The 20,841-nt window shown below is 66.8% G+C and carries 18 protein-coding genes; 10 read left to right on the forward strand and 8 right to left on the reverse strand.

Annotation, left to right across the window (positions count from 1 at the left end):
- Window positions 1-37: 37 nt before the first annotated feature.
- The gene (locus tag HBF26_RS09495; protein ID WP_167125318.1) at window positions 38-1,231 is read left to right on the forward strand and encodes an MFS transporter; all 1,194 of its coding nucleotides are present in this window, start codon (window positions 38-40) and stop codon (window positions 1,229-1,231) included.
- Here HBF26_RS09495 and HBF26_RS09500 read toward each other — a convergent pair.
- The 4 genes from HBF26_RS09500 to HBF26_RS09515 are packed head-to-tail and all read right to left on the reverse strand — an operon-like array spanning window position 1,185 to window position 3,389.
- Window positions 1,185-2,129 (reverse strand): LysR family transcriptional regulator, encoded by a 945-nt coding sequence (locus HBF26_RS09500; RefSeq protein WP_167125320.1) that lies wholly within the window; start codon window positions 2,127-2,129, stop codon window positions 1,185-1,187. The two genes, HBF26_RS09495 and HBF26_RS09500, sit on opposite strands and share 47 nt — an antisense overlap.
- Before the next feature lie 12 nt (window positions 2,130-2,141).
- Window positions 2,142-2,480 carry a hypothetical protein gene (locus HBF26_RS09505; protein WP_167125322.1) on the reverse strand — a complete coding sequence of 113 codons (339 nt, stop codon included), beginning with the start codon at window positions 2,478-2,480 and terminating at the stop codon, window positions 2,142-2,144.
- Entirely contained in the window at window positions 2,477-3,031 is a 555-nt protein-coding gene (locus tag HBF26_RS09510; protein WP_167125324.1) for a sigma-70 family RNA polymerase sigma factor, read from the reverse strand. Before HBF26_RS09510 ends, HBF26_RS09505 begins: the two co-directional genes overlap by 4 nt.
- A complete protein-coding gene (locus HBF26_RS09515; protein WP_167125326.1) occupies window positions 3,021-3,389 on the reverse strand; it encodes a hypothetical protein in 369 nt (122 codons plus the stop codon). The genes HBF26_RS09510 and HBF26_RS09515 overlap by 11 nt, the downstream gene beginning before the upstream one ends.
- A 130-nt stretch (window positions 3,390-3,519) precedes the next feature.
- Here HBF26_RS09515 and HBF26_RS09520 point away from each other — a divergent pair, with 130 nt between their 5' ends.
- Entirely contained in the window at window positions 3,520-5,490 is a 1,971-nt protein-coding gene (locus tag HBF26_RS09520; RefSeq protein WP_167125328.1) for a M13 family metallopeptidase, read from the forward strand.
- A 21-nt stretch (window positions 5,491-5,511) separates the two neighbouring features.
- On the opposite strand, the gene HBF26_RS09525 is transcribed toward HBF26_RS09520, so the two are convergent.
- A complete protein-coding gene (locus HBF26_RS09525; protein WP_338039655.1) occupies window positions 5,512-6,453 on the reverse strand; it encodes an alpha/beta fold hydrolase in 942 nt (313 codons plus the stop codon).
- Between the two features lie 153 nt (window positions 6,454-6,606).
- Here HBF26_RS09525 and HBF26_RS09530 point away from each other — a divergent pair, with 153 nt between their 5' ends.
- Window positions 6,607-8,769: a phosphocholine-specific phospholipase C gene (locus HBF26_RS09530; RefSeq protein ID WP_167125330.1), complete on the forward strand. Its 2,163-nt coding sequence runs from the start codon at window positions 6,607-6,609 to the stop codon at window positions 8,767-8,769.
- 131 nt (window positions 8,770-8,900) lie between these two features.
- On the opposite strand, the gene bla is transcribed toward HBF26_RS09530, so the two are convergent.
- Window positions 8,901-9,905: a class A beta-lactamase gene (gene bla / locus HBF26_RS09535; protein ID WP_167125332.1), complete on the reverse strand. Its 1,005-nt coding sequence runs from the start codon at window positions 9,903-9,905 to the stop codon at window positions 8,901-8,903.
- Between the two features lie 162 nt (window positions 9,906-10,067).
- On the opposite strand from bla, the gene HBF26_RS09540 reads away from it, so the two are divergent.
- Window positions 10,068-11,369, forward strand: coding sequence for an acetamidase/formamidase family protein (locus HBF26_RS09540; RefSeq protein WP_167125334.1), 1,302 nt, complete (start codon window positions 10,068-10,070; stop codon window positions 11,367-11,369).
- Between the two features lie 19 nt (window positions 11,370-11,388).
- On the opposite strand, the gene katG is transcribed toward HBF26_RS09540, so the two are convergent.
- Window positions 11,389-13,674: a catalase/peroxidase HPI gene (katG, locus tag HBF26_RS09545; protein WP_167125336.1), complete on the reverse strand. Its 2,286-nt coding sequence runs from the start codon at window positions 13,672-13,674 to the stop codon at window positions 11,389-11,391.
- Between the two features lie 217 nt (window positions 13,675-13,891).
- Window positions 13,892-14,431, reverse strand: a complete 540-nt coding sequence (locus HBF26_RS09550; protein ID WP_167125338.1) for a carboxymuconolactone decarboxylase family protein — start codon at window positions 14,429-14,431, stop codon at window positions 13,892-13,894.
- Between the two features lie 113 nt (window positions 14,432-14,544).
- On the opposite strand from HBF26_RS09550, the gene HBF26_RS09555 reads away from it, so the two are divergent.
- The 6 genes from HBF26_RS09555 (at window position 14,545) to HBF26_RS09580 (ending at window position 20,690) form a co-directional block, all read left to right on the forward strand.
- On the forward strand, window positions 14,545-15,519 hold the full coding sequence (locus HBF26_RS09555; RefSeq protein ID WP_167125340.1) for an AraC family transcriptional regulator: 975 nt from the start codon (window positions 14,545-14,547) through the stop codon (window positions 15,517-15,519).
- 132 nt (window positions 15,520-15,651) lie between these two features.
- A complete protein-coding gene (locus tag HBF26_RS09560) occupies window positions 15,652-16,956 on the forward strand; it encodes an MFS transporter (RefSeq protein ID WP_167125342.1) in 1,305 nt (434 codons plus the stop codon).
- A gap of 183 nt (window positions 16,957-17,139) precedes the next feature.
- Complete coding sequence (locus tag HBF26_RS09565) at window positions 17,140-17,589, forward strand: ATP-dependent zinc protease family protein (protein WP_167028164.1); 450 nt, start codon at window positions 17,140-17,142, stop codon at window positions 17,587-17,589.
- Window positions 17,586-18,521: a 30S ribosomal protein S6--L-glutamate ligase gene (rimK, locus tag HBF26_RS09570; RefSeq protein ID WP_167125344.1), complete on the forward strand. Its 936-nt coding sequence runs from the start codon at window positions 17,586-17,588 to the stop codon at window positions 18,519-18,521. The genes HBF26_RS09565 and rimK overlap by 4 nt, the downstream gene beginning before the upstream one ends.
- A gap of 215 nt (window positions 18,522-18,736) precedes the next feature.
- On the forward strand, window positions 18,737-19,423 hold the full coding sequence (locus HBF26_RS09575) for a response regulator transcription factor (protein ID WP_166699672.1): 687 nt from the start codon (window positions 18,737-18,739) through the stop codon (window positions 19,421-19,423).
- Complete coding sequence (locus tag HBF26_RS09580; protein WP_167125346.1) at window positions 19,407-20,690, forward strand: sensor histidine kinase; 1,284 nt, start codon at window positions 19,407-19,409, stop codon at window positions 20,688-20,690. The genes HBF26_RS09575 and HBF26_RS09580 overlap by 17 nt, the downstream gene beginning before the upstream one ends.
- The last annotated feature ends 151 nt before the right edge of the window (window positions 20,691-20,841 follow it).

The raw sequence follows: 20,841 nt of genomic DNA on the forward strand, positions 1-20,841 counted from the left end.
AGCATGCGCAGCAGTCTTCGTACTGGAACTCCCCTCCATGTCCTCCTCCACCAGACCTGCCTCCGCGCCGGGCCGGGGCACGCTTTTCGCCATGGCGTTGGCAGCGGGCCTCGCCGTCGCATCCATCTATTACAACCAGCCCATGCTCGGGGTGATGTCCTCGTCGCTGCACGACGCGCGGGTCAGCGGCTGGATACCCACGCTCACCCAGCTGGGTTATGCGGCCGGCCTGCTGTTCCTGCTGCCGCTCGGCGACATGCTGGAGAGGCGCCGACTCATCGTCGTGCAGTTCGGCATCCTGGCGCTCGCGCTGGTGGTCATGGCGCTCGCTCCCGGACTTGCCGTGCTCGCCGTCGCATCCGTGCTCGTCGGGGCGGCCGCGACGGTGGCGCAGCAGATCGTGCCCTTCGCGGCGATCCTCTCCGCACCGGAAAAGCGCGGCGCAGCCATCGGCACCGTGATGAGCGGCCTGCTGACGGGCATCCTGCTCAGCCGCACGCTGGCCGGCATCGTGTCGAGCGTCGCCGGCTGGCGCACCATGTTCTGGGTGGCCGTGCCACTCGCGCTGCTGGGCGCCGTTCTCATGGCGCGCAGCCTGCCGGCGCACCACCCGGCCAGGAAGCTGCGCTATGGCGATCTGCTGGGCTCGCTCATCCACCTTTGGCGCAACGAGCCTGTCCTGCGCCGTGCCGCCGCCACCCAGGCAATGCTCTTTGCTTCCTTCTCCGTGTTCTGGACGACGCTGGCATTGCGCCTGGCCGAGCCGCCGCTGAATCTCGGCGCGGCGTCGGCGGGACTCTTTGGCATCGTCGGTGCGGTGGGCGTGGCCATGGCACCTGTGGCCGGGCGGGTCGCGGACCGGCGTGGCCCGGCACCGGTCATCGCCCTTGGCGCAGCGGCCACGGTGCTGGCGTGGCTGGTGTTCGGGTTCTGGCAGAGCCTGGCGGGGCTCGTGGTCGGCGTGATCGTGCTGGACTTCGGTGTGCAGATCGCCCTGGTGTCGAACCAGCACCTCATTTACGGTCTGCATCCGGAGTACAAGAGCCGTTTGAACACGTTGTTCATGACCACGATGTTCGTGGGCGGTGCGCTGGGCTCGTCTCTGGCCGCGGTCGCCTGGCATCGGGGCGGTTGGCCGGTGGTGTGCGTGCTTGGCGGCGTCTTGCCTATCGGCGCGCTGCTGCTCAGCCTTGCGCGTCGCCGGGCGGCCGAGCCGCAACAGGCGCACTGAGGACATCGGCCTCGTCGGGGCGCATCAGCGCCTCGACGAAGTCCGCAAAGGCTCGTGCCTTGGCGCTGGGCATGCGCCCCGAAGGAAATACCGCCCACAGGGTGACCGTGCCGAACGACCACCCGGGCAACAGTCGGACCACCTCGCCCGAGGCGAGCTCGGGTTGCGCCACCCAGCGCGATGTCACGCCGATGCCGATGCCGGCAAGGATGGCCGCACGCAGCCCTTCGGCAGAGGTGACATGCAAGGGGCCGTCGACGCCCACGCGTTCCGTGCGCTCGCCTTGCCTCGCGACCCATTCGCGCACCAGCCCGTCGTGGCCGTAAGACAACACCACATGGCTCGCCAGGGCGGCGGGATCGTCCGGCACGCCATGCGTTTCCACGTACCTGCGGGACGCCACCAGCACGCGCTCGGAGCCGGCAAGGCGCCGGGCGGTCATCGATGAGTCGTCCAGCGTGCCGATGCGCAGCGCCAGGTCAACGCCGGCTTCGAGCAGATCGATCTGGCGGTCGTCCTGAAGCATCTCCACACGCAGCCCGGGGTGCCGGTCGAGGAATCGGTTCAGACGCGGAACGATCTGCATGCAACTGAACGTTACCGGCACGCTGACGCGAAGCACTCCCGTCAAGGCTGCGCCTTCGCCGCGGGCGGCGTGGTCTGCGTCCTCCAGGTGCCTCAGTGCCAGTTGTGCATGCTCGTGGAATGCGCGCGCCGCTTCCGTCGCCACCAGCCCATGTGTGTTGCGGATGAAGAGCCGCACATGCAGGTTTTCCTCCAGCTGGGCGATGGCCTTGGAGACGGCCGGCTGCCCGAGATTGAGCCGCCGCGCCGCCGCCGAGAACGACCCGGACTCCATGACGGCTTCGAATACCTGCAATGTGGCAAAGCGATCCAAGTCAGCACGTCCTCATGGGGCTGGTGTCACGTCTCGCGACGCACCGTCGAACGAAGGCAGCGACCAGTCATGGAGCGCGGCCCAGAAGGCGATGCCGAGCGCCAGGGGCGCCACGAGCATCGAATCGCTCGTATGGTGAAGCAACACGAGCGACGCGGCCACCATGCCGCCCACCAGGGCGGCGGCGATGACGAGATCGCGCACGCACGCTTTCCATGCATTCGTCTTTTCCAGACGTGCGAGCGCCTCCACGGCGATGACCCGGTGCGTGCGCTCGACGAAGCGCGGGTCGGGCGTGTCGATATCCGCGCCGGCAAGCAGCCGGGCGAGGTCGTGGTCGTCGGGTGTCATCGCGATGTCTCCGGAGCGAGGGTGAGGCGGCGGCGCAGGATGTCGCGCGTGCGGGGAATGATGCTTTTCAGCGTGCCCAGCGGAAGATCGAGTAGCTTCGCCGCCTCGGTGTGTGACCAGCCTTCCACGTCGCATAGCAGAATGCAGGCGCGTTCGCGCGAGGGCAGTGTGGCCAATGCGGCGAGCACGTCGATCCGCGTGCCCGGATGGGAATCGACAGCGTCGAATGGCTCGGCCGACTGCTCGTGCTTGCGGCGCAGGTGCTGTTCATGGCGCTCCATGTCCAGGAAGAGGCGCCAGCCGATGCGCACGAGCCACGCAGGATAGCTGGCGTCGCTGGCGCTGCCGTCGAACTGCCTACATCGCTGCCACGCGCGCACGAACGTCTCCTGGGCGAGATCATCCGCCGTGGCCGCGTTCCCGCAGAGCTTGCGTAGAAAACCACGCAGGCGCGCCTCGTGCCGCGCGACGAGTACGTCGAAAGCCGAGCGATCGCCGGCGATCACGCGCCGGTTCAGCGCATCGTCGGCCGGTTCGGTATCAGCGGCCACGGCTCGCCCGCAGCGAAAGGAGCACGAGCGCGATGCCGGTCAGAAGCGGGAAGAGCGCCACACCCGCGGCCACGCGCATGGCTTCCTGCGTGCCTTGCAAGGCAACGCTGCCGCCGCAGGCCACGCCGATGGCGACGAGTATCCAGCCGTTACGACGATCGGTTGCGGCGCGCTCCGTGGCGGGCACCCGGCCGAGCGCGCGGTCCAGTTGTTCCACGGTAAGGGGCACGCCGGCTTGCAGGCCCTGGCGCAGGGTCCGGTGCAGCATGGCCACCATGGCCAGGCGGATCAGCTGGTGCAGCACGATGAGGATGGCGAGGGCAGTGATGGCACTGCCGAGGAAATGGGCGTCGAACATGGGAATCTCCTGCATGGGTGCTGCCATAACGGATGCCGGGCATCGATTGGATGAGCGGCCATGAACATCCAAAGCCCCCACGAGCCGCGTTTGGATGTCACCAGCGCCAAGCGCTTCCCTGGAGCATCCCATGAAATCCGCCTTCGTCCTGCTTGCCGGCCTCCTGGGCGCGGCCGCCGTCGCGTCGCCTGCGCCAAGCCTGCCCGCAACCCCGCCGCAGGTGGCACCCGGCGACGACTTCGACCGCTACGTGAATGGGTCATGGGAGCGCGAGCATCCGGTGCCCGCCGACCGCACGTCGATCGGAATGTGGCCGGACATCCAGGCCAAGGCCATCGAACAGTCACGCACCCTGGTGGAGGAAGCGGCCACGGCGAAAGCGCCGATGGGCATCCTCTATGCGAGCTACATGAACCAGTCGGTGCGCGACCGGGAGGGACTTCGGCCTCTCCGGTCGTGGCTGGATCGAATCGACACCATCCACGACCGCACGGCTCTCGCTACGGCCATCGGCCAACTGGCGAAGATCGATGTGGGTGCCATCGTCGTGCCTGTCATCGAAGAAGACGACGGGCACCCCGGGCAATCCATTCTCACCCTGCGCGAAGGCCGCCCCGGCCTGCCCAACGCCGATGCCTACCGTGCGACGGAGGGTCCGGCCGGTGCGCGTCGCGAGGCCTATCGCACGTACCTTGTCGCCATGCTGACCGCCACGGGCGTTCCGCCGTCGGAAGCCGCCGGTCGCGTGGATGCGGTGCTGGCGCTGGAGGCGCGCCTGGCCGAGTCGCAGCTCGGGCCCGCCGCCCAGCGAGACGCGGTGGGTTCTTACCATCCCGTTCCGGTTAGCCAGCTGTCGTCGCGTGTGCCGGGCTTCGCCTGGTCGTCTTGGTTCGCGGCGCTCGGTATCGAGCATCCGGATCGCGTGAACGTGGCGCACCCCGCTGTTCTGCGGGCGCAACTCGAGGTGGTCGCAGCCGCACCACTCGACGTGCTGCGCGACCTCCTCCGGTTGAAGCTCATGAATACGTACAGCCGCTATGTGGATACGCGAAGCGCCGCAGCCCGTCTCGCGTACTACGGCGGGGCGCTGCGTGGCACGACCGCGGAACCGCCGGCGTGGAAACGCGGCGTGGACCTCGTGACCAACCTTATGCCCGAAACATTGGGCCGTGCGTACGTCGAGCATTATTTTCCGCCCGCGGCAAAGGCGCGGGCACAAGCGATCGCCGATGACGTGCGCATCGCACTGGCCGCCCGGGTGAACAAGGCCACGTGGTTGTCGCCGTCCGCACGTGCGGAAGTGAGCCGCAAACTGAAGCGCACCCGCATCAGCATCGGTTATCCCGATACCTGGCCTGCTGCCCCGACTGTCGCGCTCCGGGAAGACGACCTCGCAGGGAATGTCGCGCGGCTGACCGCATGGCGTTTCGATCAGGCAGTTGCACGCCTGACGCAGCCTCTCGACCGTACGACGTGGCAGTCGCCCGTGAGCGTGCCGAATGCCTATGCCAGCGCGGCGGCGAACGAAGTGATTTTCCCCGCCGCCCTGCTGCAGCCGCCGCTGTTCGATCCGACGGCCGATCCGGCGGCGAACTACGCACGCCTCGGCGCCACCATCGGGCACGAACTGAGCCACCTCTTCGACGACCAGGGCCTCCATTACGATGCCGACGGACGCCTGCGCGACACATGGAGCACAACCGACGCACAGCGCTTCGAGGCAAAGGCCAACGCATTGGCGAAACAGCTGGAGGGCTATGAACCCCTGCCGGGCCACCACGTGAATGGACGGCTTGTGCTGGGCGAGTCGCTGGCCGACCTGACTGGCCTGCTGGCGGCGCACGATGCGTTCGCCGCGAAGGCGGCGCCCGCAGGCGAAGGCCGTCGCGAGGCTGACCGCCGCTTCTTCACCGCCTGGGCGCAACTGTGGCGCACGAGCTATCGAGAGGCCTATCTCCGCACCCTGCTGCCATCCGACGCGCACCCGCCCGGCGCGGTACGGCTCTCCACGGTGCGCAACGTGGATGCGTGGTACGACGCCTTCGACGTACGGCGCGGTGCCTTGTACCTCGCGCCATCGGAGCGGATTCGCATCTGGTAGCGACACGGCGGTCGTACCGTATCACCTGCGCGTAAGGTGCTTGTCGAGGAAGCTCTGCACGAGTTGCGCGATGGTGTCCACCTGCTCGTCCCAAGGGAAGTGGCCGGCGTCGAGCAGGTGTACTTCCGCATCGGGCAGGTCGCGCTTGTACGCTTCGCCGCCCGCGCCGATGAACGACGGATCGTTCTTGCCCCACACGACGAGGGTCGGTGGCTTGTGTTTGCGCAACCAGGCCTGCCAGGCCGGATACGACGCCACGTTCGTGCGGTAGTCGTACAGGAGTGCCGCCTGGATATCGCTCTGGCCGGGCTGGGAGAGATGCGCGAACTCGTCCGTCCATGTGTCGGGGTTGTAGCGTTCCGGATGCGAGGTGCCGAGGGTGTGGCGTAGTTCGGCTCCCTTCAGCGACACGAACGACTCGAACACCTCCGGATGTGCCTTCGGGTCTTTCCAGTACTCGGCGATCGCCGCCCATTTCTTGCCGAGACCTTCCTCGTACGCGTTCGCGTTCGACACGACGAGCGCGTCGACACGGTCCGGATGCGCCACCATGATGCGGAAGCCGACCGGACCGCCGTAGTCGTGCAGGTAAAGCGCGTAGTGCTTCAGGCCCAGCTGTTGCAGGAGGCCGTCGGTCGTCTTCGCCAGGTGGTCGAAGGTGTAGGCATAGCGTGTCGGGTCTGGCGCGTCGCTGTGCCCGAAACCCGGATAGTCCGGTGCGATCAGGTGGTATCGCGTCGCAAGCAAGGGCATCAGCGTGTCGAACTGTCGCGACGACGATGGGAAGCCATGCAGGAGCACGAGTGTCGGCGCGTCCTTCGGGCCGGCCTCGCGATAGAACACGCGGATGCCGTCCACCGTCGCGTAGTGGTACGTGGTGGTGGCCTGGGTGGACGGGAGCGGGGTCGCCTGCGCAGCGGTTCCCAGCAGCATGCCGGCGGCGAAGAATGCGAGAGTTTTCACGATATCGACCTCATGGATGACTGCCAGCGCTATCGTGGTTCTGCGACGACGGTCGCAGAACAGGCACGATGCCATGGCATGACGGGACGCTGGCACGAACCTGTCATGTTACGGCTCAACACTCGGTCGCCCAGGGCAACGCAAAGGGCCACCATGACATCTCAAGACCGGCGCCACTTCCTGAAGCTTTCACTCGGCGCCGCAGGCGCCGCGTTCACTGCCGGGGTCGTGCCGGCCTCGATCGCCAAAGCCCTGGCCATTCCGGCCTCGCGACGCACGGGCACGCTTGCGGATGTCGAACATGTGGTGATCCTCATGCAGGAGAACCGCTCCTTCGACCATTATTTCGGTTCCCTCCGGGGCGTGCGCGGCTTCGGCGATCCTAGGCCTTTCACGCTGGCGAGCGGGCAACCGGTCTGGAAGCAGCCCTATGCGGCGTCGCCGGACGATTATCTTCTGCCGTTCCGCCCGGAGGCCGACGACCTTGGCCTGCAGTTCCTCGAAGATCTTCCGCACGGCTGGAACGACACGCACGCCGCCATGAACGGCGGACGCTACGACGGCTGGGTGCAGGCCAAGGGCACGACCACGATGGCGTACCTCACCCGCGAAGACATCCCGTTCCACTATGCGCTGGCCGACGCCTTCACCATCTGCGACGCGTACCACTGCAGCATGCTTTCCTCGACCGATCCGAATCGCTATTACATGTGGAGCGGCTACGCGGGTAACGACGGCAAGGGCGCGGGCCCGGTGCTGGACAATGCGGAGAAGGGTTACGGCTGGACCACTTATCCCGAGCGGCTGGAGCAGGCGGGCGTGTCCTGGAAGATCTACCAGGACATCGGCACCGGACTGGATGCCGCCGGCGGCTGGGGCTGGACATCGAATCCGTACATCGGCAACTACGGCGACAATTCGCTGCTGTACTTCGACAACTACCGCAATGCCCAGCCCGGCGACGCGCTGTACGAGAAGGCCCGCACCGGCACGGAGATTGCCAAGGGGCAATCGCCGTTCGCCATTCTGCGCGACGACGTGCTCGCGGGCCGGTTGCCGCAGGTGTCGTGGATTGCGGCGCCCGAGGCATACACCGAACATCCGAGCTGGCCTGCCAACTACGGCGCCTGGTACCTCGACGGTGTTCTCGATGCGCTGACCGCCAATCCCGAGGTGTGGAGCAAGACGGCGCTTTTCGTCACCTATGACGAGAACGACGGCTTCTTCGATCACGTGGTGCCGCCGTATGCGCCATCGTCGCGCGATCAGGGCCTGTCCACGGTGAGCACGGAAGGCGAGCTTTACGCGGGCGGGAATGGATTCGTTGCCGGTGTGTACGGACTGGGCGTGCGCGTGCCGATGCTGGTGGTGTCGCCCTGGAGCAAGGGTGGCTGGGTCTGCTCGGAAACCTACGACCACACCTCGATCATCCGTTTCCTGGAACGGCGCTTCGGTGTGCGTGAGCCGAACATCTCTGCGTGGCGCCGTGCGGTGTGCGGCGACCTCACCCGCGCCTTCGACTTCGCGCGGCACGATGCCGACACCCCGCGTCTGCCGGGCACGAGCGGTTACGAACCAGATAAGAAAACCCATGACGAGCTTCGCCCGACGCCGCCGGACGATCAGCGCATGCCGCGGCAGGAGCCGGGACAACGGCCCGCGCGCGCGCTGCCTTACGACCTGGACGTGCAGGGCAGGGTGGATGTCGCGGCGGGCCGCTATCTTCTGGAATTCATCAACCAGGGCGAAAGCGCGGCGTTCTTCCACGTGTTCTCGTCCGCGCGGACGGATGGTCCCTGGGCGTACACGGTGGAAGCCGGCAAATCGCTCTCCGACCACTGGACCAGCCTGTACAGCGGCAATGCCTATGACCTTTCGGTCACGGGGCCGAATGGATTCCTTCGCCGGTTTGCGGGTAGCCAGCCCACGTTGGGAGAGCACGCCCGTCGTGCCCAGCCCGAAGTTCGCCTGGCAAACGGCGGCCTGGATGGACTCCTTCGCCTCGTCATCACCAACGAAGGCAGCCGCGCCTGCGTGGTCACGGTGACGCCGAGCAACGATTACACCCATCTGCCGCCACGGCGTCACTTCCTGTTACCGGGCGGTCGCGTCGAGAGCCTCTGGGAAATCCTCTCCAGCGACCACTGGTTCGACTTCTGCGTGACCAGCGACCACGACGCGCGATTCCTGCGGCGCCTGGCGGGTCACAGGGAAACGGGAAGGGCCTCGCGCTCGGATCCGGCGCTGTCGCCGGAAACGGGCCGCTCCGAAGAGCGGCCCGTGGTGGATTACCAGGGAAGCGTCTTGCCGAGGTAGGTGAGGCAAACAGGTTTGTATGACAACGGCTCTGTGTGGGAGCCGCTTCAGCGGCGATGGGGGCTCGCGGGCGTGCCCGCTGCCGCGGGATCGCCGGCATAGCCGGCTCCCACAAAGAGCTTTGGCGATTCTTATTTTCTATCGTTCCCGGAGCCGATCGCGCGCGCGATGTCCGCGAACAGGGCGTTTCGGGTCTTGGCGTCGGCGCGTGAGCCGGTGAGGAACGCGGCGACGATCACGGTGTGGCCGTCGGGCCAGGTGACGATGCCGATGTCGTTGAACGCGGCTGTCTGACCGTCGAGCGTGTACGAGGTGCCGCATTTGTCGGCGAAACGCACGCCGGGCGGAAGGCCGGCGCGCAGGCGATTAGGCACCGTCTGGTCGTACATGAGCCGCAGCAGGCGCTGCGTGGAGGCTGCGGAAAGCAGCTTGCCGCGCCAGAGCTTCTCCAGGAAGTCTGCCGCCGCATCCGGCGTGGTGGTGTTGCGCACGTCCACCATGAAGGCCTGGTATCCGCGCTGCCTGCGAACTGCCAGTGCGGCTTCGGTTTCATTCTCGGGAATGGTCTGGCCGTTGGCTGTGTCGTCGAAGATGTGGCTGACGTCGCCTTCGCTCAGGTCGACGCGCATGCCGTCGATCCCGTGATCGCGCAGGTAGCGGGTAACGACCGCCGGGCCGCCGAGCAATCGGATCAACGCATCCACCGCAGTGTTGTCGCTTTCGCTCACGGCCGCCACCAGCAGGCGCTCGACGGTGAAACGCATCTGCCCGCCCGCAAAATGCGCCCCGATCGAGGGGACCGCTGAGCCGCCCACCACGTCCTTGCGGCCGATCGTCACTTCCTGATCGAGGGCGATCTTTCCTGCGTCGACTTCCGCGAGCACGGCCGCAGCCACGGGGGCCTTGAAGACGCTCATCATCGGATAGCCACGGTCGGCGTTGATGCGCGTGCGCTCATGGGTTTCCATGTCCACCACGGTCACACCGAGCGTGCCCGGTTTCGCCCGCTCGGCAAGTTGGGCCAGGGTGTCGCGCAGATGGGCATCCGTGCCGGAAGCCCAGGCAGGCATGGACATGGCCACCGCGAAACACAAGGCCGATGAGGCGCGCAGCAGGCGAAGCATGGATGTGTGCATGGGACCCCCTGGTTGGATGCAAGCCAGATAGTCTGCCGCAATTGGGGCAGCGGGCGGGCAGATCGGCGGCACGATGCTGACCGGCCGCCAGACGGACCGGCAGTGGCCAACTTGTGACTACACGTGTAATCTGGACTACACGTGTAGTCAAAGGGGTGCGTCATGCGGTCTCGTATCGGGGTTATCGCTGCTCTGGGTCTGGCGGGCTTCGCCGTCACGGCCCATGCCATGGACACGTGGGTCCTGCGCACGGACCTCTGGCAATCGCCGGCGTTTTCCACACTCCATGCGCAGCAGGACGCGAAGGCCCTGCACGGCGATCTCGACGGCGATGCCATTCGGGGCTCGGTGGAAGGCAACGCGTGGGCATTCGAAAGCACGGATACGCAGGGTCGAACGTCGCGGTTCCGGCTGCGGCTGGATAAGGACGGAATCGCAGGCACGGCCGACATGCCGGACCCGAACGACGGAACCCGCCGTGTCACGCATGCGGTGACCGGATGGAAGGTGCCCGAGCGCACGGGCGGTCCGCGCGTCTGGGAATATCGGCCGACGAGCTATTCGAATACCTGGGACGCCGACCGGCACCCTGTACTCGTCGTGTGGCCGGGCGACACCATCCACACGACGACGCTCGATTCCGGCGGCGTCGACGAGAACGGTGTGACCCGCGCGCTGTTCGGCAATCCGCAGACCGGGCCGTTCTTCATCGCGGGTGCCGCACCGGGTGACACGCTCGTCGTGCATATTCGTCGCCTGAAGCTCAACCGCGACTACGCCGACAGTCTCGACACCATCGTGGGACGGGCGCTCGGCGCGTCGCTGGCAGGGCAGGCAGGGAATCTCGGCAAGCCGGTCCGCTGGAAGCTCGACCGCGACAAGGGACTGGCGCGCCCCGAGGGGTCCACGGGCGCCCTTGCGAACTACGCCGTGCCGGTGAAGCCGATGCTGGGTGGACTGGCCGTCGCGCCGGGTTTCGGCATGCCGGCGATCTCCACGGGTGACACCAGCCGCTTCGGCGGCAACATGGACTTCAACGAAGTGGTCGAGGGCAACATCGTCTACCTGCCGGTGCAACAGCCGGGCGCGCTGCTGTACTTCGGCGATGCGCACGCCCTCCAGGGCGATGGCGAAACCACGCAGTACGCGCTCGAAACATCCATGGATGTCACGGTGACCGTCGAACTGATCCGGGGGCGTACGGTGTCGATGCCGAGGGTCGAATCGCCCACGCGCATCATGGTGCTGGGACAGGCCGGCTCGCTCGACGACGCACTGAAGGCCGCGAGTACCGGCACGATCCAGTGGCTGCAGCAGGATTACGGCTTGACCCTGTCCCAGGCCGCGCAGGTGCTCGGCACGGCCGTGCACTACACGGTGGCCAACCTGGCCGGCCGGAGCGTCGGCGTCGCGGCGTCCATCGACAAGGCGCTGCTTCCCGAGCGGAGAGTGGGCCCACCGTGAGGTGGGCCCACGTCCGGCCTCACGCGGCTTCGCGCACCGGCGCCGCCTTCTTGCGGCGCTTGAGGTCGTAGCGGTCGAGGTTCATCACCTTCGTCCATGCCGAGACGAAGTCCTGCACGAACTTGTCTTCGCCATCGGCGCTTCCATAAACCTCCGCCAGGGCACGCAGCACGGAGTTCGAGCCGAACACGAGGTCGACGCGGCTGGCGATCCAGCGGAGCTTGCCCGTGCCGCGCTCGCTACCCTCGAACGATTCCCGCGCCGGCGAGGTGGGCTTCCACTCGGTGCCCATGTCCAGCAGATTGCGGAAGAAGTCGTTGGTGAGCTTGCCCGGACGATCGGTGAGCAGGCCCTGGTTGCTGCCGTCCACGTTGGTGCCGAGCACACGCATCCCACCCACCAGTACGGTCATCTCGGGGGCGGTCAGGGTCAGCAGCTGCGCCTTGTCGATGAGCAAGGCCTCCGCCGGCACGCTGTACGCGGCTTTCAGGTAATTGCGGAATCCATCGGCCACGGGTTCGAGCGGCGCGAACGAATCCACATCCGTCTGCTCCTGCGACGCATCGGTGCGGCCCGGGGCGAAGGGCACGCTCACAGAATGACCCGCGTCACGCGCGGCCTTCTCGATGGCCGCACCGCCGGCCAGCACGATGAGGTCGGCCAGCGAGATCTTCTTGCCCCCGGACTGCGCCGCGTTGAATTCGGAGCGGATGGCTTCCAGTCGCTCCAGCACGCGTGCCAGCTGTTCGGGCTGGTTGGACTTCCAGTCCTTCTGCGGTGCGAGGCGAATGCGCGCACCGTTGGCCCCGCCGCGCTTGTCGCCGCCGCGGAAGGTCGAGGCGGAGGCCCATGCGGTGGACACCAGCTCGCCCACGGTGAGGCCGGATGCAAGGAGCTTGTCCTTCAAGGCCTGGATGTCGCCGTCGCCGACCAGCGGGTGATCCACATCCGGCACCGGGTCCTGCCAGATCAGCTTTTCTTCCGGTACTTCGGGGCCGAGGTAGCGGGCGCGCGGGCCCATGTCGCGATGGGTCAGCTTGAACCACGCACGCGCGAACGCGTCGGCGAACGCTTCCGGATGTTCGAGGAAGTGGCGCGAGATCTTTTCATAGGCGGGATCGACCCGCAGCGAGAGATCCGTGGTCAGCATCGTCGGGCGCCGGTTCGGGCCGCCATGCGCATCGGGGATCACCGCCTCGCTGTCCTTCGCCACCCATTGGTTCGCACCGGCGGGGCTCTTCGTCAGCTCCCACTCGTAGCGGAACAGGTTCTCGAAGAAGTGATTGCTCCACTGCGCGGGCGTCTGCGTCCAGGTAACCTCGAGACCGCTGGTGATAGTGTCGCCACCGACGCCGCTGCCATATGAGTTCTTCCAGCCGAAGCCTTGCTGCTCCAGTTCGCCGGCTTCCGGTTCGGCTGCCACGTTCTTGGCATCGGCCGCACCGTGCGTCTTGCCGAAAGTATGTCCGCCAGCGATCAGCGCGACCGTCTCTTCGTCGTTCATCGCCATGCGCGCAAACGTCTCGCGAATGTCGCGCGCGGCGGCGACCGGGTCGGGGTTTCCTTCCGGGCCTTCCGGATTCACGTAGATCAGGCCCATCTGCACCGCGGCAAGAGGATTTTCCAGGTTGCGGCCGTGCTCGGTGCGGTCTTCCTCAGTGCCATGCAGGTGCGGGTCCGCGACCAGCACGCCGTCGTCGTCGGATTGCACCTTGCCGTAGCGATTGTCGCCGCCTAGCCATTCTTTCTCGCGGCCCCAGTAGACGTCCTCGTCGGGCTCCCAGGTGTCTTCGCGGCCGCCCGCGAACCCGAACGTCTTGAAGCCCATGCTCTCGAGCGCGACGTTGCCGGTGAGGATCATGAGGTCGGCCCAGGAAAGGCTGCTGCCGTACTTCTGCTTGATGGGCCAGAGCAGCCGGCGCGCCTTGTCGAGGCTGACGTTGTCGGGCCAGCTGTTCAGCGGTGCGAAGCGCTGCTGGCCGCGACCGCCGCCGCCGCGTCCGTCGCCGATGCGGTACGTACCGGCGCTATGCCATGCCATGCGGATGAACAGCGGACCGTAGTGGCCGAAGTCGGCCGGCCACCAGTCCTGCGAATCGGTCATCAGCGCCGCAAGGTCTCGTTTCACCGCGGCGAGGTCGAGCTTCTCGAACGCTTCCGCGTAGTCGAAGTCGGGATCGAGCGGATTCGATCGCGACGAGTGCTGGTTCAGCAGGTCGACGCGCAAGCGCTTCGGCCACCAGTCCTTGTTCGTCGTGCCGCCACCGGCGGTATGTTTGAAGGGGCACTTCGCTTCGGTCGACATGGCGCAACTCCTCTCGGCAGCCAGGAAGGGGGGAGAACTCCTTTCTGGATCATAGGCGCGTGAAGGAGATTGCAAAAATTGATTGATCCGATAGCAGCTAGAGGCGTGGCCTATCGTTGTGCATTGGGGCAGGCCAACGTCTGCCGAATATGTGCCGGGTGCCATCCACGACGCTCGCGGGGAGACGTGCGCGCCCGAAGGCGCGCACGCGGTGCGGTTACTCCACTGCGGGGAAATCGACGGTCGTGTCGTTGATGCGGTTGAACGTGTTGGTGAACGTGATCATGGAGATCGCATACGCGATGGCAAGCAACTGCGCATCGGTGTAGCCGGCGGCGCGGATGTCGGCCACGGCTTCGGCCGGCACCGTACCGCTCTGGCGGAGGACGCCCAGCACGAAGCGGATCAGCGCATCGCGCTTCGCATCGCCCGTGTTTTCCAGCTGCCGGATGGCGCGCACGTCGTCGGCGCTCAGGCCGGCCAGCTTGCCCAGCATGTTGTGGGCGGCAACACAGTAGTCACAGCCTGTCTGTGCGCTGACGAGGAGCTTGATCGTTTCGAGGTCCTTGCGCGCCAGGCCCGCCGTGCTGAGCGCGGTCTCCGCGTCCAGGTAGGCAGCCGTCAGGGACGGCGACAGCTGGCCCATAGTGGCGTACATGTTGGGCAACTTGCCGCCGGCTGCCTTGCGAACCTTGGCATAGACCTCGGCGGTGGCGCCCGTGGCGGTATCGACGGCGGGAAGGGGGATGCGGCTCATGGCTTGGCTCCGGTGCGTGTGTGGTTGGGATGGAGATAGTCTGGGCGCACGGAGTGATCTCGACGAGCCTCCAATAGCTCGATAAGATGCTCAAAAGTATCACCGGGGGTCGCATGTCCGAAGATGTCGATTGGTTGAGCCGCTTCCTGGCCGTGGTCTCGGTGTCGGGACGGCTGGAAATCCGCTGCGCGTATCGCGCGCCGTGGATCGTCAACGCCGAGATCTCGCTGCCCGGCGAGGTGCCCTACCACTTGCTCCTGCGCGGGACGGCGCGGGTGGAAGGCCCCCAGGGCGAGGTCGTGGAGTTGCATGCGGGCGACGCGGTGCTTTTCCCGCACGGTTCCGCCCATGTGTTGCGCGACGGCAGCGGTCTTCCGCCGGCGCGCACGCACGAGCGGCAGACGCCGAACGTCGTCCTCAGCGAGAACGAAGGCACGGGCGAGCCCCTGGACATGCTTTGCGGCCGGTTTGCCATCGCGGCGCCCCACGACCGCTGGCTGCGCAGCTATCTGCCTTCCACGCTGGTCGTGCGCACGGGCGGCGCAACAGGCGGCGACGAAGCCGATTCCGCCGCGCGGCACCTGGCTTCGCTGGTGGAGCTGATGCGCGCGGAGTCCACCGATGGCCGCCCCGGCGGATACGCGATACTGAACGCGCTGTCCGCCGCGCTCTTCGCGCTGGTGTTGCGCGTGGCAAGTCAGTCCGATGCGCCGCCGCCGGGCTTGCTTGCGCTGGCCGCGCATCCACGCCTCGCGCCGGCGATCTCCGCGATGCTGGCCGAGCCGGCGCGTGCGTGGACGCTTCCCGAATTGGCGGCGTTGTGCAATATGTCGCGCGCCACCTTCATGCGTCGCTTCCAGGAAGGCCTGGGCAAGTCCGCGAGCGAACTCCTGCAGGACATCCGCATGAGTCTGGCCGCCAATGAACTGAAGAATTCCGTGCGCTCGACGGAGGCGGTGGCCGAAGCCGTCGGCTATCAGTCGGTGGCCGCGTTCCGTCGCGTGTTCACGCAGTCGATCGGCATGGCGCCGGGAGCATGGCGGCGGCAATTCCGCATCGGGTCGGAAACGCAGGCGGCGCACGTATAGCCGCATACCGAAATTTCTTGCGTCGCGTCTTACAGGCAAGACCGTTCGCCAATGATGCTTGACCCTGTTCGCGCCTGCCGACTAAATAGCCGGCCGGGCCAGCGTCCGAACCCTCCCTCGCCAAGCGTATCCATGACCGTCACCGCCGATTCCGCTCACATCGACAACCGTCCGCTCGATCGAAGGGACGCGAAGACCCTCGTGCTTTCCGCGCTCGGTGGTGCCCTCGAGTTCTACGACTTCGTGATCTTCGCCTACTTCGCGAAGACCCTCGGCCATCTGTTCTTCCCGCCGGGTACGTCGGACTGGGTGGCGCAGTTGCAGGCTTTCAGCATCTTCGCGGTGGGGTATCTCGCGCGGCCGCTCGGCGGACTGGTGATGGCGCACTTCGGCGACCGCATCGGACGCAAGCGCATGTTCACCCTGAGCGTGTTCCTGATGGCGGTGCCCACGCTGATCATCGGCGTGCTGCCGACCTACGCGACCATCGGCGTGCTCGCGCCGGTGCTCCTCACCCTGCTGCGCGTGGTGCAGGGCATCGCCATCGGCGGCGAGGTACCGGGAGCATGGGTGTTCGTGGCCGAGCACGTACCGCGGCACCGCGTGGGCCTGGCGTGCGCCAGCCTCAGCGCCGGGCTCACCTTCGGCATCCTCATCGGGTCGCTCGTGGCGGCGGGCATGAATGCGCGAATGTCGCCCGCGGAAATGCTCGACCACGGTTGGCGCATCGCCTTCCTGCTCGGCGGCGTGTTCGGCTTCTTCGCGGTGTACCTGCGCCGGTGGCTGAGCGAAACGCCCGTGTTCGCGCGCATGCGCGAACGCAAGGAACTCACGACCGAACTTCCGGCATGGGTGGTGCTGCGCGACCACCTGCCGTCGGTGCTCCTGTCGATGGTGGTCACCTGGGTGCTCACGGCCGCCATCGTCGTGGTGATCCTGATGACGCCGACGCTCATGCAGACGGCGTTCCATGTGGCATCCGCGCGTGCGTTCACCGCCGGCAGTCTCGCGGCGCTGGCGCTCTGCATCGGTTGCGTGCTCGGTGGCCTTCTCGTCGACTGGCAGGGAAAGGCGCGAGCCATGCTGGTGGCGTCGCTGGGCCTCGCCATCAGCACCTATGCGCTTTATGCCGACCTGAAGGCCGGCGGCGCGAACCTGTTCGTGCTCTATTCGTTCGCGGGACTGTTTGCGGGCGTGGCCGGCATCGTTCCCTCCGTGCTCGTCGCGGCGTTCCCGCCCGCGATCCGCTTCTCCGGCATCTCGCTGTCCTACAACGTGGCCTATGCCATATGCGGCGCCGCGACGCCCGTGCTGGTCGGGTACCTGGCGAAGTCGGCCGGCGGTCTCGGTCCCGCGCATTATGTGGGCCTGGTGGCGCTAGTCGGCGCCTGCAGTGCCTTCTACATGATGCGCCAGCGAAAAACGTCCGCCTCGTAACCCGATCGCGACCCTTTCGTTTCACGCTCTTTTCATGCCCGTGACGGCGGCCCTCGGCCGCCCGCATATGACAGTTGCGCCGGCCACGGACGTTGGGCATCCTTTTCTCGCCGCGGCGGTGCCGCCGCGCTTACCGGATCGTTCCCCGCGGTCCACCGTCGTCCTCACACCTCGCTCCAGACCATGACTGACGTCATCACCCTCGGCTGGCGCGAACGGCTCGCTCTTCCGTCGCTCGGCGTTCCCGTCCTCAAGGCCAAGCTCGACACGGGCGCGCGCTCGTCGTCGCTGCATGTGGAATGGCTGGACGTGGACGAGCGGGCGGACGGCACCTGGTTGCGTTTCCAGGTGCGCACCACCCGCAAGGGCGGGGTATCGGCGCCGTGCGAGGCCCGGGCCATCGGCCGGCGTTCCGTCACCGATTCGGGTGGCCACACGACGACGCGCTGGTTCATCCATACCGACGTGGAGCTCGCCGGACGCCGCTTCATGGCGGAGGTGAACCTCACCGACAGGCGGCACATGCTGTTCCCCCTTCTGCTCGGCCGGACCGCCCTCGACGGACGCTTCCTGGTCGACCCATCGCTTTCCTATTCGCAGACGCCGCGCCGCGTCGTCCGGGACCCGTCATGAAGATCGCCATCCTGTCGCGCAACGCGCGGCTGTACTCCACCCAGCGCCTGATGGAGGCGGCGCGCAAGCGCAAGCACACGGTTCGTGTCATCGACCCCCTGCGCTGTTACATGAGCATCGCGCCGCAGTCGTTCGCCATCCATTTCAAGGGCAAGCCACTGGGGCCCGTGGACTGCGTGATCCCGCGCATCGGCGCATCCAGCACCTTCTACGGCACGGCCGTGCTCCGACAACTGGAACTGATGGGCGTGTTCACGCCCAATCCGTCCGACGCGGTGCTGCGCGCGCGGGACAAGCTGCGCTGCCTCCAGCTGCTCGCCGCCCGCGGTGTCGAGATGCCTCTCACCGTGATCGGCGACAACCCGGATGACACCGCCGACCTGATGGCCATGCTGGGCGACCCGCCGCACGTCATCAAATTGAACGAAGGCACGCAGGGCACCGGCGTGGTGCTGGCCGAGAAACGTTCGGCGTCGCAGAGCGTCATCGAGGCTTTCCGCGGGCTGTACGCCAACTTCCTGGTTCAGGAGTTCATCCGCGAGGCGAACGGGCAGGACCTGCGCTGCTTCGTCGTGGGCAACCAGGTGGTGGCGTCGATGCAGCGGTCCTCGGCCCCGGGCGAGTTCCGCGCCAATATCCATCGCGGCGGCACCGCAGCGGCCGTGGAGCTGTCGGACGACGAGCGCCGGGTGGCGGTGGAGGCCGCATCGGCCCTGGGGCTGGAGGTGGCCGGCGTGGACCTCCTGCGTTCCTCACGCGGCCCCCTGCTCCTGGAGGTGAACGCCTCACCCGGCCTGGAAGGCATCGAGGGAAGCACCGGGGTGGACGTGGCCGCCGCCATCGTCGCCCACTGCGAAGCCCGTCTGGCTGAACGGCCGGTCGCCCCGAAGGCCCGAAAACCGCGGGTCGCGAAGGGGTTAACGGCGATTTAAAGGGCCGTCCCCTATAAAGGTCCCACTGTGATTCCGCGACGCGGGGTGACGGTATCGGGGCAGTAGTTCTTTCGGCCCGGGCGGGTTTCCCCGCCCGGGCCTCTCTTTTAGGGAGGCAGGCAGGCCGCGGTGCTGTCCGCTTCACCCATTCCCCGTTAAGCTTGCTGTCGCAATACTCCTAAGACTCAAAGCGACCGCACAACACGGAGTGCCGCATGCGCGTTCTGGTCATCGAAGACAACACCGACATCGCGACCAACATCGGGGATTACCTCGAAGACCGCGGCCATGTTGTGGATTTCGCCGGCGACGGCGTCACCGGCCTGCACCTGGCGGTGGTGCACGATTTCGACGTCATCGTGCTCGACCTCACCCTGCCGGGCATGGACGGTCTGGACGTGGCGAAAAAGCTGCGCCACGAGGCGCACAAGCAGACCCCGGTGCTGATGCTCACGGCCCGCGACTCCCTGGAGCACAAGCTCACCGGTTTCGAGTCCGGCGCCGACGATTACATGACCAAGCCGTTCGCCCTGCAGGAACTGGCGGCGCGCCTGGAAGTGCTGGCCCGTCGCGGCAAGGGCCCGCAAAGCCGGGTGCTGAAGGTCGGCGGCCTCACCTACAACCTCGACACCCTCACGGTCACCCGCGAAGGCAAGTCCATCCAGCTGAACCCCATCGGCCTGAAGCTGCTCCAGGCGCTGATGGAGGCCAGCCCCTCGGTGGTCACCCGCCAGGACCTGGAACAGCGCGTGTGGGGCGAGGAACTCCCCGATTCCGACTCCCTGCGCGTGCACATCCACGGGCTGCGCGCGGCCATCGACAAACCGTTCGAGAAGCCGCTGATCCACACGCGTCACGGTATCGGATACCGCATGGTCGATCCGGATGCGGTCCAGGCGTAAGCTCCGTTTCCGACTCATCGTCACGTTCACGCTGTTCGGGTTCGGCCTGAGCGCCCTGTTCGCGTACGCCGCGCTCAACATTCGCGAGCGCGTCGAAGAGCAACTGATCAATTCGGCCCTCCAGGACGAAGTCGATTCGCTCAACGCCAAGGTGCGGGCCAATCCGAACGTGGCGCCGCCCTTCGACATCGTGAAGGGTGCGACCTTCAGCGACCGCACGATCTACAAGGCGCCGCTGAACTGGCAGTCGCTCGGGACGGGCGTGCACGATCTCTACGAGACGGGCAAGGACGGGCGAAGCCACCACTACAAGGTAGCCGTGCGCAGGGAAGGGGGCATCATCAGCTTCCTCCAGTTCGACGTGTCCCGCGACGAACTCGGCAAGCGCCAGCTCATCACCAGCGTGGTGGCCGCGGTGTTCCTGTTCGGCCTGATGTCGCTGGTGCTGGGCGTGTGGCTGTCTTCGCGCGTGCTGCGTCCCGTCACCGACCTCGCCAGCCGCCTGCGCGATTTTCGCCGCGTGGGCAAGGCCGAGGCTCTGGCGCCGCACTTTGCGGACGACGAGGTGGGGGAGCTGGCCGTGGCGCTCGACGAATACGCCATGCGGCTCACCTCGGTGGTGGAGCGCGACCGCGAATTCAATTCCGACGTGAGCCACGAGTTGCGCACGCCGCTTGCCGTCATCGCCAGTACCACCGAGCTGCTTCAGGGGTCGCCCGACCTCACCGACAAGTTGCGCGAACGCCTGAAGCGCATCGAACGCGCATCGCGCCAGGCCACGGAACTCATCGAGGCATTGTTGCTGTTGTCGCGCGCGGAGCGCCGCGGACCAACACGCGGCGAGACCACGGATGTGGCCAAGGTCGCCTCCGACGTCATCGAGAGCCAGCGGCCGCAGATGGGCGGCAAGCCGATCGAGATCGAACTGATCGCCGACGGCTCGGTGACCGTGAACGCGCCGGCCTCCGTAGTATCGGTAGCCCTGACCAACCTGATCGGCAACGCCATCAAGTACACGATGGAAGGCAAGGTCACGGTGCGCGTGCTCGACGGGCGCATCGACGTCATCGACACCGGCCCCGGCATCAAGCCCGAGGACGCGGAGAAACTCTTCCAGCGCGGCATCCGCGGCGAAAGTGCCACGGGTGGCGGCGCGGGCCTGGGTCTGGCCATCGTGCGCCGCCTGTGCGAACTCTACGGCTGGGACGTTTCCCTGCGGCCACGCCCCGAGATGGCTGGCGCCATCTCGACGATCGATTTCCGCTGAGGAATCGCGACCTGCGCGTCGCAGGACCGTCATCTCACGTGTCATCAAGATTTCATTTAGACGTCCGACCATGTGGCGCTTCCATGGCGCGTGTCGGGCAACCTCAGGGGAGGAACCGCCGCAGCGCGCCCGCGTAAGAAGGGACGTCGCT

It is taken from the genome of Luteibacter jiangsuensis (assembly GCF_011742555.1).
Taxonomy (GTDB): Bacteria; Pseudomonadota; Gammaproteobacteria; order Xanthomonadales; family Rhodanobacteraceae; genus Luteibacter; species Luteibacter jiangsuensis.

Bases quoted from the DNA above. Each gene is read 5' to 3' on its own strand.
- HBF26_RS09515 (WP_167125326.1), bottom strand. From the start codon at position 3,389: ATGTTCGACGCCCATTTCCTCGGCAGTGCCATCACTGCCCTCGCCATC.
- HBF26_RS09550 (WP_167125338.1), bottom strand. From the start codon at position 14,431: ATGAGCCGCATCCCCCTTCCCGCCGTCGATACCGCCACGGGCGCCACC.
- HBF26_RS09530 (WP_167125330.1), top strand. From the start codon at position 6,607: ATGACATCTCAAGACCGGCGCCACTTCCTGAAGCTTTCACTCGGCGCC.
- rimK (WP_167125344.1), top strand. From the start codon at position 17,586: ATGAAGATCGCCATCCTGTCGCGCAACGCGCGGCTGTACTCCACCCAG.
- HBF26_RS09565 (WP_167028164.1), top strand. From the start codon at position 17,140: ATGACTGACGTCATCACCCTCGGCTGGCGCGAACGGCTCGCTCTTCCG.
- HBF26_RS09495 (WP_167125318.1), top strand. From the start codon at position 38: ATGTCCTCCTCCACCAGACCTGCCTCCGCGCCGGGCCGGGGCACGCTT.
- HBF26_RS09505 (WP_167125322.1), bottom strand. From the start codon at position 2,480: ATGACACCCGACGACCACGACCTCGCCCGGCTGCTTGCCGGCGCGGAT.
- HBF26_RS09560 (WP_167125342.1), top strand. From the start codon at position 15,652: ATGACCGTCACCGCCGATTCCGCTCACATCGACAACCGTCCGCTCGAT.
- HBF26_RS09540 (WP_167125334.1), top strand. From the start codon at position 10,068: ATGCGGTCTCGTATCGGGGTTATCGCTGCTCTGGGTCTGGCGGGCTTC.
- bla (WP_167125332.1), bottom strand. From the start codon at position 9,905: ATGCACACATCCATGCTTCGCCTGCTGCGCGCCTCATCGGCCTTGTGT.
- katG (WP_167125336.1), bottom strand. From the start codon at position 13,674: ATGTCGACCGAAGCGAAGTGCCCCTTCAAACATACCGCCGGTGGCGGC.
- HBF26_RS09575 (WP_166699672.1), top strand. From the start codon at position 18,737: ATGCGCGTTCTGGTCATCGAAGACAACACCGACATCGCGACCAACATC.
- HBF26_RS09555 (WP_167125340.1), top strand. From the start codon at position 14,545: ATGTCCGAAGATGTCGATTGGTTGAGCCGCTTCCTGGCCGTGGTCTCG.
- HBF26_RS09580 (WP_167125346.1), top strand. From the start codon at position 19,407: ATGCGGTCCAGGCGTAAGCTCCGTTTCCGACTCATCGTCACGTTCACG.
- HBF26_RS09520 (WP_167125328.1), top strand. From the start codon at position 3,520: ATGAAATCCGCCTTCGTCCTGCTTGCCGGCCTCCTGGGCGCGGCCGCC.